This is a genomic window from Micromonospora sp. WMMD729 (genome assembly GCF_049315225.1).
Taxonomy (GTDB): Bacteria; Actinomycetota; Actinomycetes; order Mycobacteriales; family Micromonosporaceae; genus Micromonospora.
Window position 1 is genome coordinate 5,416,733 of the sequence record NZ_CP186059.1, and the last position, 12,313, is coordinate 5,429,045.

The following is a 12,313-nucleotide window of genomic DNA, read 5'->3' on the forward strand; positions in this document are numbered from 1 at the left end:
AGCGGGACGCGTCAGCCGCGCAGCGGCCGGCCCACCTCGTGCAGGTGAGCGAGCGCCTGCCGGTACGACTCGACCAGACCCGTCTCCGCGTACGAGATGCCCTGCTCGGCGCAGTAGGCGCGCACGATCGGCTGCGCACGGCGCAGGTTGGCCCGGGGCATGTTCGGGAACAGGTGGTGCTCGATCTGGTAGTTGAGCCCACCCAACGCGGTGTCGACCAGCCGGCTGCCCCGCACGTTGCGCGAGGTCAGCACCTGCTTGCGCAGGAAGTCCAACTCGTCCTCCGCGGTCGGCATCGGCATACCCTTGTGGTTCGGCGCGAACGCGCAGCCCATGTAGAGGCCCCACAGCCCCTGGTGCACGGCGGCGAAGAGCAGCGCTTTGCCCGGCGACATGACCGCCAGCAGCAGCCCCGCGTAACCGACGGTGTGCGCGACGAGCAGCGCCGCCTCGGCCGCACGGTGCCGCATCGGGGTGGCGTACCGGCCGTCCCGCCCCCGGCCGACGATCGCCCGGATGCTCGCCACGTGCAGGTTCAGGCCCTCCAGCAGCAGCATCGGAAAGAAGAGGTACGCCTGCCGGCGGGCCAGCCACCGACCGAACCCCCGGGTGCCCAGCGCCTGCTCGTACGACCACACCAGGGCGCCCGCGCCGACGTCCGGGTCCTCGTCCTCGTGGTTCGGGTTGGCGTGGTGCCGGTTGTGCTTGTCGACCCACCAGCCGTAGCTGAGCCCCACCGCCGCGTTGCCGGCGACCAACCCGACCAGTTCGCTGGGGAGGCGACGACGGAACATCTGGCGGTGTCCCGCGTCGTGGCCCAGGAAGGCGACCTGGGTGGTGGCGACCGCCAGCACGGCCGCGAGCGCCACCTGCCACCAGGAGTCGCCGACGAGCGCCACGGCGACCCAACCGGCCACGAACACGCCCAGGGTGAGCACGATCCGGGCCACGTACGAGGCGGGCCGCCGTTCCAGCAGGCCGGCCTGACTGACCCGTCGGGACAACTGTGCGTAATCACTGCCCCGCCGTCGCACCGGCCGTTCCGCCACCGCTCCGAGCGCCATCGCTGTTCCCCCGTTCGACGTTGGGCCCTCACCGGCTGGTCCGGGCGCACTGTCAACTCTCGCCGGATCCGTTGCGCTGCGTAACCCTGGGAACCCCCGAACCGGGGGTAGGGCGGGCCCTACCCCCGGCACCGGGCTCAGCCCAGTCGGGCCACCGCGGAGCGCAGCCGGGCCAGGTCACGCCGCCGCCGCTCGTAGCTGGCCGCCAACCCGATCAACGCCAACCCGCCGACGCCCAGGTAGATCCACCGGGGCAGCAGATCCCAACTCCGGGCCAGTTCGTGCAGCGCCAACACCGCCAGCACTCCGCCCCCGACCAGCACCGGCGCCTGCCAGCGGCGGCGGGCCCCGGCCAATACCACGCCCAGCGCCGCCACCCCGAGCAGCAACCGCCGCCACGGCTGCGGGTCCGAGCCGGCCAGCACCGACGCCAGGCTCGGCAGCAGCGCCGCGGCGAGCCCCGGACCGAGCGCCGGCCAACTGGTCAGCCCCGGCCGGGTCCGCAACGCCACCAGCCCCGCGCCGACGGCGAGCGCCCCGGCCGGCAGGGTGTACGCCTCCAGCACGGTCACCCCGCCCGCCGCGAGCAGCACCCACGCCCCGATCAGCTCGCTACCGGCGGCGATGGCGGCGAACCGCCACCGTCGACCGGCCGGCTCGCCCCGCCGCAGCAGCCGCAGCGCCACGGCCGCCCCCCACAGCACGCAGACGGTCGCGAGAGGCCGGGCCGACTCGACGGCGAGCACCGCCGCCACCAGCGCCACCGCCTGCGCGGCGGCGTCCAGCACCCGACCGACCGCCACCCGCCGGCCGCTCGCGAGCGCCGCCGCGGCCAGGACGAGCACGGCCACCCCCAGCAGCGGGTACGCCGCCGCCCGCACCGGCTGCCCGGCGGCGAGCGGCGCCGTCACCGCCAACGCGCACGCAGCGCCCACCGCCGCGACGCTGCCGGCGACCCGTACCGCGCCGACCCGCGCCCCCACGGCGACGACCACGGCCGCCACCAGGAGCGCGCCCTCGGCGGCGAGCGTGCCGGGCCGGGTGGCCAGGAGCCCGGTCACGCCGGCCGCGACGAGCACCCCTCCCGTCGGCACGACGATCGACGCGAGCGCCGGCCGGGGCGTGACCAGAGCGGCGAGCAGCAGCGCGGACACCCCGGCGAGCAGGGTGGCGGCCGGCAGCACCGGCCAGGGCGCGCCCAGCGCGACGAGCAGCACCGGCAGCGCGGCGGCGGCGAACGGCACGGCGGTCAGCACCGGTGGGCGTACCCGCGAACCGGCCGCCGCCGCCACCGCCAGCGCGACGAGCGCCAGCCCGGCGGGGAACAGTCCTCGGTCGGCGGCGGCGGTCGGCGCGCCGGACCAGACCGGCCCCGGGATGCCGTACGGCACGAGCAGCGCCTTCCCGATCGCCGGCAGCGCGGCCAGCACCACGACCCCCGCCAGCACCACCCCCGCCGCCGCCAGCAGCCCCGCGGGGCCGACCGCTTCCGATCCCCCGATGGTTGCCGGCCCCCCGACCGCCATCCCGCCGGCCCCGGCCGACTCGCCCGTCGACTGCTCCACCGGCGCGGCCGGCTCGTCGGCGGACGTCGACGGGTCGCCCCACCGGGCGACGAGCGCGACGCCCAGCGCCGCCAGCGCGGCGTACAGCGACACCGGCTCGTCCCCCGCCGCCAGCAGCGGCGCGACTCCGGCCGCGAGCACCGCGACCACCCCGCCCGTCACCGCGTACCCCAGGAGGTCGGCCCGACGACCACGCACCGCGAGCGTCGCAACCAGCGACAGCCCGGCGGCGGCCAGGGCCACCCGGGCCTGCCACCACGGCGGCGCACCGGCCGCGAAGAGCGCCACCGCTGCCAGACCGGGCAGCGTGAGCTGCGCGACAAGCAGACCCCCGCCCGCCACCGCGCGGTACGCCCCGGTCCCCCGCCGCACCGCCACCGCGACCCCGAGCACCGTCCCGACGCCCAGCACCACCACCACGCCGATCGGGTCGGCAAACGCCACCAGCAGCGCGTGCCCGAGCAGGACCGCACCACCGGACGCCCAGCCGAACAGGATCGCCGGTCGGGCGGCCGGACGGGCCAGCACGGCGAGCAGCAGCACGGACCCACCCACCAGGTCCACGGCCACCACCGTCGCCCACGACGCCGTCCAGCCGGCCGGGACGGCGAGCAGCACCGCCACCGCGCCCGCCGAGGCCAGCGCCACCCACGCGCGCCGGGGCAGCAGCGAGACGGTCGCGACCAGCGCCAGCGCCACGGCGGGCGCCACCTGCCAACCCCAGCTCAGGTCCGGCCCCAACCGGGCCCCGTGCCACGGCGGCAGCGACCGGGCGGCGGCGGCCACCGCCAACCCGCCGGCGATCAACACGGCGAGCTGCGCCGTACCGGCCGCGACCAGCAGCGCGCCGGCACGCGGCCCGGTACGCCAGCCGACCGGCAGCAACCACACCGCCCCGGCCAGGGTGAGCGCCACCGCCGACGCCGCGAGCAGCAGCAGCGACGGACGCAGTTCACCCACCGGGCGCAGCAGCGCCGCGGCGAGCACCGGAACCAGCAGCCCGCCGGCCACCGCGCGCAGCGCCGGACCGCCGATCAGCCACGCCGCGCCGACCCCCGTCACCGCGACCAGCAGCAACGGCGCGCCGGCCAGCAGTGGTGAGCCCGCCGCGCGCCCCAGCAGCAACGGCACCAGCGCACACGCGGCGGCGGCGACCAGCGCGCCGCCGTGGCCCAACCCGGCGAGCACCCGACCGGCGAGCCGGACACCGCTCTCCCCGTCGCCCAGCGCGACCAGCACCACCAGGTCGAGCAGGGCCACCCCGAGCAGCACCAGCGCCCAACCGGACGCGCCGACCTCTGCTTCCGCCGCGAGCAGCGGCAGCACCGGCTGGCTCACCAGCAGGGCGGCGAACCAGGGACCCGCCAACCCGCTGAGCCGCCCGTACCCGACGGCGACCGCCGCGCTGGCCGCCCCGGCCAGCGCGGCGTAGCGGCTACCCGGCCAGTCGGCCACCCCGCCCAGGTTCACCGACCAGGCGGCGTACCCGTCCAGCAGCACCAGCAGCAGGCCCACCGCGGCGAACGTCTCCGCCGTCCCCCGTAGACCCCGCCGGACCGCCACCAGCGGGCCGGCCAGCACGAGAGCGGTGACCGCCGCCAGGATCAGCGCCCGGCCACCGACCCCCACGGCCGCCCAGGCCACCGCCGTGAAGACCACCGCCGCCGTACCGAGCAGGAGTCCACCCAGGACGAACAGCAGCCCCTGGACCGTCCGCGTCGAGGTCTCCGGCATGCCGTGCGGCAGCGCCCCCACCGCGCCACCCACCGGCGTCGGCGGAACGACCGCCGCCGGCACGCTCGGCGTCCCCGCCGCCACCTGCGCTTCCGGCGTCCCCGCCGCCACCTGCGCGCGGACGACCGCCGCCAGCTCCGCACGCCGCCGCGACGTCGCCGTCAACACGGCCGCCAACTCGGTGTACGTCCGGCGGGCCCGCTCGACCTCCGGTTCGAGTCGAGCCACCTCCCGGCCGAGTCGAACCACCTCGGCCGCGACCGGGTCGGGTGGGCGGCGGCAACCGGCACAACCGGCACTCAGATCGGCCGGGGCGCCGCAGGCGGGGCAGGGATAGCGGGTGTCGTCCACCCGGTCATCATCGAGAAGCCGGTGGGGTACGGCCCAGAGTAGGCGTACCTAGGGTCGGGTGTGGTCGTGCACCCAGGCCGCGTAGCCGGGGTCGCCACACTCCACCCTGGACACCAGGATCTCCGGCACCTCGTACGGATGGCTCACCCGGATCTGGTCCACCAGCGCGGCCAACCGGTCCGGTGCGGTCTTGAACTGCACGGACCACTCGGTGCTGGTCTCCACCCCGGAACGCCACCAGTAGGTGCTGTCCACCTGACCGCCGACCTGGGCACAGGCGGCGAGCCGCCCGGCGACGGCCGCGGCCGCCAGCACGTCCGCGACCGAACGCGCATCCACCACCGTCGTCACCACGCAGATCTGGTCCACGAGCGCACCCTACGCGGAGACCTCGCGATTAGCCGCGATCCACGTGTCGATCTGCGCCCACCAGTCGAAGAGCCAGTCGATGCGCTGCTGCCGTTCGGTCGGCACGTCCTCGGGCGGCACCGACCAGAAGCGCATCACGATCCGCTTGTCCATGGGCAGTTCCCGCCACACGTCGGCGATGGTCAGCATCCGGTCGAGCCCGGTGTGTGCGACGAAGATGACCCCGGCGTCCGGTGCGGCGTCCAACGCGGCGAGCACCCCACCGGGCTGCGGGGCGAGCACGTGACGCATCCGTTCGGCACGCCGTGCCATGCGTTCGAGGCCCAGCGAGCGCAGCCGGGCGATGGCGCGCAGTCGCCGCCGTGGGGTGAAGTTGCCGCCCTCCGGGAAGATCACGAACGCGTCGTTGTCATCCAGGCCGGTGGCCAGGTGCCCGACCTGACGTACGGTCTCCTCGCCGCGATCCGCGGTGGGCGCGATGAACCGGTTGGGCAACCGGTTGAGCAGCACGTCGATCGCCGGATCCCACTGGAGACTGTCCTTCAGGACGATCCGCGGCTCCCGCTTGAACCAGTTGACCAGCCCGTGGATCAGGATGAACGAGTCGCCCGGCCCCGCGTGTCGACACAGCACCAACTCGGGTCGGCCGGGCAGGGCGGTGTCCGGGTCGGTGCCGACCACGTCGATGGTCAGCCGCAGCGACCAGCGGGCCTGCCAGAACAGCACCCGCAGGAACCAGCCGGCCAGCACGTAGTGCGCGCGCTGGAAGGCCGGCGACCGGCTGCGCCAGCCGAAGCCGGAGGCCAGCCAGAGGACGAAGAGGGCGAGCAGCGCGGCGGCGTCCCAGACCAGGTAGACGCAGCCGATCCAGAGCAGCCGCAGCGGGCGGAGGCGGCCCGGGACCAGCGGTGACGCGGCTGCGGCCAGCAGCGCCCAGACCGGCAGCGTGGTCACCACGACGATCGCCAGCAGCACCACGGCGGGAGCGATCAGCAACCGCCGCAACCACCTGGGAGGCAGCGGCATCAGCGTGCCACGTGGGTGGCGAGGTAGCGGCGGGACGCGGTGTACGCGCGACTGATCCGGCGGCCCACCGCCGCCATGTCCCGGTACGCCCACGGCGTGTCGTCGCGCGGATTCAGTCCGCCGGTCGGCAGGACGTGCACCTCCACCCCCTCGGGTAGCGCGGCCATCTCCCGGAAGAACCGGTGCCGGCGGGAGATCTCGAACGCCACCTGCGCGATCTCCCACGGTCGACGCGGCGGCGTCAGCTCCCGTTCGATCCGGCCCACCTGGAGGACGAATATCTGGCCGGCGCCCGCGGCCACCGCCTCGCCGATCGGGATGGAGTTGACGATGCCACCGTCGATGTAGTGCGCGCCGTCGATCTCCGTGGGCGGGAGCAGGCCCGGCACAGACGCCGACGCCAACACCGCCGGCACCACCGGTCCGCTGGTGAACCAGTGCTCGGCGGCCCGCTCGATGTGCGCGGCGCAGCAGCGGAACGGCACCCGCAGGTCGGCGAAGGTGGTGTCCACGCCCAACTCGGATTCCAGCAGCCGGCGCAGCGGCCGGGGCGAGTGCAGGTGGGTACGGGCGGCGAAGCGGCGCAGTTGCCGGGCGACCGAGTCGCCGTACACCTCGCTGGCCTCGGGCGACGCCCAGAGCCGGACCAGCCGGTCGGTCACCGCCTCGGACGGGTCGGCGGCGACCAGCGCGCCGTTGACCGCGCCGATCGACGTGCCGAGCACCATGTCGGGCTGGATGCCGGCGCGGAACAGGGCGCGCAGCATGCCCACCTCGACGGCGCCGAGCACTCCGCCGCCGCCGAGTACGAACGCCACCGGTCCCGGAGCCATGTCCTCATCCTGGCACGGGCCCGCTGCCCACCTCACAGGCCGCCGTCACCGGACGGTCGGCGCACCCCAGCCACCGTCCGCCGACGATCCGTACCGTCGGCGTTGACAGGGTGGACACATTCGCGCAACCTGATACCGCTCCCACCCCGAGGGCAGGTGCGATCCGTGAAGGCAGCACTGCATCCGGGCCGCTTGCTGGCCCGCAGGTACCGACTCATCGACCAGATCGGTGCCGGCGGCATGTCGGTCATCTGGCGCGCGCGGGACGAGGTGCTCGACCGCTTCGTGGCACTCAAGGTGCTCGCCGCCTCGCTGGCCGCCGACGCGCGGTTCCGCGACATGGTGCGGGAGGAGGCACGCGCCGCCGCCCAACTGGTGCACCCGCACGTGACGTCGGTGCACGACTACGGCGAGACGGTCGACCCGGACGGCTCCATCACCTCGTTCGTCGTGATGGAGTTGCTCAGCGGCGAGGAGTTGGAGCTGCGGCTCACCGAGGGGCCGCTGCCGTGGCCCGAGGCCGTCGAGGTGGGCGCGCAGGTCGCCGACGCGCTGGCCGCCGCGCACCGGCTGGGCATCGTGCACCGGGACATCACCCCGGCCAACGTCATGATGACGGCGATGGGGGTGAAGGTCCTCGACTTCGGCATCGCCACCCGGATCGGCGCACCCGACGAGGACGAGGACGGCGGCACGTTCGGCACCCCGGCGTACGTCGCCCCGGAACGCCTCGACGGCGCGCCCGCCCAGCCCGCCACCGACGTCTACTCGCTCGGCGTCCTGCTGCACGAGGCGTTGACCGGGCGGGTGCCGTATCCGGCGGACACCTGGGAGCAGCTCACCGCCGCGCTCGCCGAGGGTCCCGCGCCGACGCTGGCCGGCGTGCCGGAGCTGCCCGTCGAGGTCGCCCGGATCTGCCTGCGCAGCCTCGCCCGCGATCCGGCCGACCGGCCGACCGCCCGACAGGTGGCCAGCGCCCTGCGCGGCCACCTGCTGACGCCCGACCCGCCGACCGCCACGATCGCGGTGCCGACCCCGCCCCTGCCGGCGCAGCCGCCACCGCCGAGCGAGGCTCCGGGCGCGGCCGTCGGCGTCGTGACGGCGGTCCGCGCTGGCGACGTGCCCCGACCGCTGACGTCACCCGACGATCGTCCCGGCCGGTCCCTCCGGCGACCGGCGCTGCTGCTGATCCCCGTGGTCCTGGCGGTCGCGGTGGCGCTGGCCGGCGTGGCCCTGCTCCCCGATGATCAGCCGGTTCGTCAGGCCGAGCCCACGGCCGTCCCGTCGACGCCCCCACCCAGTGCCCCGCCGACCGACCCGCCGACCACCGCACCGCGCCAACCGGCGCCCTCATCGGCACCGCCCACCGTGGCGTCCACCGCCGGGCCGGGCACCCTCGCCGAGGCCGCCAACCGGATCAACGGGTTGGTCGACGACGGGGTGCGGGACGGGGAAATCCGCAGCGACGTCGGCCTCGACCTGCGCCAATCGCTGGGCCAACTGGTCGTCGCCGTCGGTTCCGGCCGGGACGAGCTGGCGCCCTCGGTGGCCCGACTGCGCGAGAAGGTCACCGTCCGGCTGGGCGAGGGCGGAATCAGCCCGGCGTACGCGCAGCGGCTCGACGCCGCGATCGCCGAACTGGGCGCGGCACGGGTCTGACGCGGGGCGCGACCCGTCAGCGCACCGCGACGGTGGCCGTCCGCCGGACGTCCGGCCGCCCGAGGGCGAACCGCTGGAAGACCTCCTCGTAGCCGTACGCCATCCGCTCGACCGAGAAGTTCTCGGCGACGTGCGCCACGCAGTCCTGCGGGTCCAGTTCCCGTGCGGCCAGCAGTGCGGCGGGCAGTTCCGCGGGCTCCCGGCAGACCAGCCCGGTACGTCCCGGACGTACCAGCTCGGGCACCGCGCCCCGGTCCAGCGCGACCACCGGCGTGCCGGTCGCCATCGCCTCGAGCATCACCATTCCGAACGGCTCGTCCCACTGGATCGGCATGATCAGGCAGCGGGCGTCGACGAGCATCCGTAGGGTCTCGGCCCGGTCGGCGTTGAACACAACCGTCACGTCGTCGTCGACGAGTGGCGCCACGACCTGCTCGAAGTAGCGCCGCTCGGCCGGCTCGTTGCACTTGCCGGCCAGCAGCAGCGGCAGGCCCGCCTCCCGGCAGGCGCGGATGGCGACGTCCGGGCCCTTGTCCGGGCTGAACCGGGCCAGCCACAGCACCGGCCCCGGGCCGGGCGTGGTCTTGCGCGGAAAGCCCCGCAGGTCCAGCGCGTTGTGCACGGTTCCGGCCCAGGGCAGGCTGGTGTTGAGTCGACGTTGGGCGTGCGAGATGGCCACCAGGGCGACGTCCTCGTCGGCGTCGCCGAGCACGTCGCCGTACTCGCCCACCGGGTTGCCGTGCACCGTCGCCACCGTCGGTACCGACCGCCGGCCGGCCACCAGCGGGCCGATCGTGCTGTGGTCGTGGATCACGTCGAAGTCGGCGGGCGTGATCAGGCGGTTCACCCGGGCCAGGTGCGCCAGCTCCGGCAGTGACTCGCCGAGCCGCTCGTACTGCACCTCCGGCACGGTGGAGACGAAGCCGCCGGCGGCGGTCCCGTGGTGGTCACCGGCGCCGAACAGCGTCACCGCGTGGCCGTGTGCCGTCAACGCGTCCACCAGGCCGGCCACCACCTGTTCCAGGCCGCCGTAGCCGGGCGGCGGCACGGACAGCCAGGGCGGGACCACCATCGCGATGCGCAACGACCGCTCCGGCGGGCGGTCAGCGGACGGGTGGTTCACGGCCACGAGTCCTCCCCGTTGGTCCCCCGGTCGGCATGGTTCGCGGCGGGTTCCCCAGGCGGCTCCCAATAAACCGGACAAGACGGACGCTTACCCGCCGACCAGGAGATGGTCGTGCACGACCCGGACACCCGGCGTCGACCACGCCACCCGCTCCACCTGGTCCCGTTCCCACCACGACCGGACCACGCCGGCCAGGACCAGCGTGTCGCCGTCCACCTCCACGGTCACCCGTTCCCCGCCGAGCGTCCGCGCCAGCGCGCGCTGGACGTCCTGTCGCGCCCGCTCGTCCGGCGGTGGCGTCGACGGTCGCACCTCGACGAGGTTCGTGATCCCCCGGACGCCGTCGAGGCGGCGCAACTCCCCCTCGGCGGCGCGGCGCTGCCAGCCGAACTCGACCTCACCGCGCAGCATCAACCAGCCGTTGGCCACGCTGACGTCCAGTCGCTCGGCGGGCACGAAACTGTCCCACTCGAGGGCGCGGGACGCGGCGAGGGCGATGTCACCGTCGGTACGCCCCGGCGTCCCCGGCAGCCGTACCTCGATCCCGTCGACCACCACGCGTACCCCCCGGACCCGCTGGGCGCAGCGGGTGGCCGCCCACGCCTTGGCAGCGCCGTCGACGTACCCGGTCAGGGTGACCACTCCCTGGTCGACGATCACCCCGATCTCGTTCGGCAGCACCTGCGGATCCCAGGCCAGTTCGGCCAGGACGTCCCGCTGGATCCCCTGGTCATCCACCCCGTTCATCGGCCCACCCCCGTACGCTCGCCGGCTCGCCCGCCGAGCCTGCCGGGTGCACGGGTGACGGCGGTTCACCCTCTCCGGGTGAACGTGGAAAAAGCGGCGGGTGACGGAGCCAACCCCCTTGGCTCCGCCACCCGCCGCCGGAGGGAGGCAGGTTCTGGTGTCGGTCAGGACGTCTCGGCGAGCGTCACGGTCGCCGTCTTCTCCGCACCGTTGCGCTTGAAGTGGAGCTCGACCCGATCACCGACCTTGCCGGCCTGCACCGCGCCGACCAGGTCGTCGGAGTCGTTGATCGGCTTGTCGCCGAAGCGGGTGACCACGTCGCCCTGCTGGAGGCCGGCCTTCTCGGCGGGACTGCCCGGGGTGACCGAGGCGACCAGCGCGCCGCCGCCCTCGGCCTGGTTGACGCCGACTCCGAGCGACGGGTGGCTGACCTTCTCGCCGCGCTGGAGCTTGCCCGCCACGTCCTTGGCCTTGTTGCTGGGGATGGCGAAGCCGACGCCGATGTTGCCGGTGCTCTGCCCGGAGGTGGCGATGGCGGTGTTGACGCCGATCACCTCACCCCGGGTGTTGACCAGCGCGCCACCGGAGTTGCCCGGGTTGATCGGCGCGTCGGTCTGGAGCAGGCCGGAGATCGAGCTGACGGCCTGACCCTGCTGCCTCGGGTCCTGCTGCTGACCGTCGCCGGCCCGGATGGTGCGGTCCCGGGCGCTGAGGATGCCGGCGGTCACCGAGCCCTGGAGGCCGAGCGGGCTGCCCAGGGCGAGGACCTGGTCGCCGACCTGCATGGCGTCGCTGTCGCCGAACTTCGCCGGCTTGAGGTCGTTCACCCCGTTGGCCTTGACCACCGCCAGGTCGGTCTTCGGGTCGGTGCCGATGATCTTCGCCTGGACGTTCCTGCCGTCGGCGAAGACCACCTGCACGGTGTCCCCGCTCGCGGAGGCGACCACGTGGTTGTTGGTGAGTACGTACCCGTCGGAGGTGAGCACCACGCCGGAGCCCTCACCACTGTCGGTGGCGATGGAGACGACGCTGTCCTGTACGGCGGCGGCGATCTTCGGCAGGTCCGCGCTGTTGAGCACCGGGGCGGCCGTGTAGGTGCGGGTGACGCCACCGCGGTCGCCGTCGAGGGCGAGCGCGAGGGCCCCACCAGCCACGCCGGAGCCGAGCATCAGGGCGAACACCGCGACACCGGCGCCGGCGAACTTGGCGATCCGACCCGGGCGCGGGCCGGCGCCGGGCGGCGTGACCTGCGGACCCCAGGGCGGCACCGGCTGTCCCGGGTGCGGCGCGTGCTGGGTGTGCTGCGCGTGCTGCGGATAGGCCCCGCCCGGCTGGCCCCCGCCGGCCCAGCCGGACTGCTGGCCCGCGTACCAGGGGGCACCCGGGTAGCGGCCGGCGGTCGGCTGCGGGTAGCCGTGCTGGCCGGGCGTCGGGTGGCCGGAGACCGGGTACGGCGGCGCGGACGTGCCGGCGGCCGGTGGCTCGTACCCGGTGGGCTGCGCGGCGGCCGGCTGGTACCCGGCGGTCGGCGGCTCGTACCCGGTGGGCTGCGCGGCGGTCGGCGGCTCGTACCCGGTGGGCTGGCCGACGGGCGTGGTCGGCGTGTCGGAGGCGGCGGGGACGGCCGGGTTGGCGGCGGTCGGCGTCGCGTCCCCGTCGGTCTGCACGACCGGAACGGGGGTGGTCGGGGAGTCGGACTGCGCGCGCTCGTCGCGCGGCAGCTCGGCGGTGGGGTGCGACGGCTCGGCGTCGGTGGGGGCCGGCCGGCGCTGCGGGTCGGACTCGAACTCGGTCATGTCCCTACCTTCTCCCTCGGCACTGCGATCAAGCTGGAACCGT

At 74.9% G+C, this 12,313-nt stretch carries 9 protein-coding genes; 1 reads left to right on the plus strand and 8 read right to left on the minus strand.

Annotation, left to right across the window (positions count from 1 at the left end; all coding sequences use genetic code 11):
- Positions 1-11: 11 nt before the first annotated feature.
- The 5 genes from ACN263_RS24750 to ACN263_RS24770 form a co-directional block, all read right to left on the minus strand.
- Positions 12-1,064, minus strand: coding sequence for a fatty acid desaturase family protein (locus ACN263_RS24750; protein WP_422736705.1), 1,053 nt, complete (start codon positions 1,062-1,064; stop codon positions 12-14).
- 137 nt (positions 1,065-1,201) lie between these two features.
- On the minus strand, positions 1,202-4,714 hold the full coding sequence (locus ACN263_RS24755; protein ID WP_422736706.1) for an SCO7613 C-terminal domain-containing membrane protein: 3,513 nt from the start codon (positions 4,712-4,714) through the stop codon (positions 1,202-1,204).
- Between the two features lie 48 nt (positions 4,715-4,762).
- Entirely contained in the window at positions 4,763-5,083 is a 321-nt protein-coding gene (cutA, locus tag ACN263_RS24760) for a divalent-cation tolerance protein CutA (RefSeq protein WP_422736707.1), read from the minus strand.
- Between the two features lie 9 nt (positions 5,084-5,092).
- Positions 5,093-6,109 carry a 1-acyl-sn-glycerol-3-phosphate acyltransferase gene (locus tag ACN263_RS24765; RefSeq protein ID WP_422736708.1) on the minus strand — a complete coding sequence of 339 codons (1,017 nt, stop codon included), beginning with the start codon at positions 6,107-6,109 and terminating at the stop codon, positions 5,093-5,095.
- Positions 6,109-6,942: a patatin-like phospholipase family protein gene (locus ACN263_RS24770; RefSeq protein WP_422736709.1), complete on the minus strand. Its 834-nt coding sequence runs from the start codon at positions 6,940-6,942 to the stop codon at positions 6,109-6,111. Before ACN263_RS24770 ends, ACN263_RS24765 begins: the two co-directional genes overlap by 1 nt.
- Positions 6,943-7,107: 165 nt before the next feature.
- Here ACN263_RS24770 and ACN263_RS24775 point away from each other — a divergent pair, with 165 nt between their 5' ends.
- Positions 7,108-8,601, plus strand: coding sequence for a protein kinase domain-containing protein (locus ACN263_RS24775; protein WP_422736710.1), 1,494 nt, complete (start codon positions 7,108-7,110; stop codon positions 8,599-8,601).
- A gap of 16 nt (positions 8,602-8,617) precedes the next feature.
- On the opposite strand, the gene ACN263_RS24780 is transcribed toward ACN263_RS24775, so the two are convergent.
- The 3 genes from ACN263_RS24780 to ACN263_RS24790 form a co-directional block, all read right to left on the minus strand.
- Positions 8,618-9,673, minus strand: coding sequence for a glycosyltransferase family 4 protein (locus tag ACN263_RS24780; RefSeq protein ID WP_422740814.1), 1,056 nt, complete (start codon positions 9,671-9,673; stop codon positions 8,618-8,620).
- 141 nt (positions 9,674-9,814) lie between these two features.
- The gene (locus tag ACN263_RS24785; RefSeq protein ID WP_422736711.1) at positions 9,815-10,474 is read right to left on the minus strand and encodes a BON domain-containing protein; all 660 of its coding nucleotides are present in this window, start codon (positions 10,472-10,474) and stop codon (positions 9,815-9,817) included.
- Positions 10,475-10,638: 164 nt separating this feature from the next.
- Positions 10,639-12,270 carry a trypsin-like peptidase domain-containing protein gene (locus tag ACN263_RS24790; RefSeq protein ID WP_422736712.1) on the minus strand — a complete coding sequence of 544 codons (1,632 nt, stop codon included), beginning with the start codon at positions 12,268-12,270 and terminating at the stop codon, positions 10,639-10,641.
- Positions 12,271-12,313 lie beyond the last annotated feature (43 nt).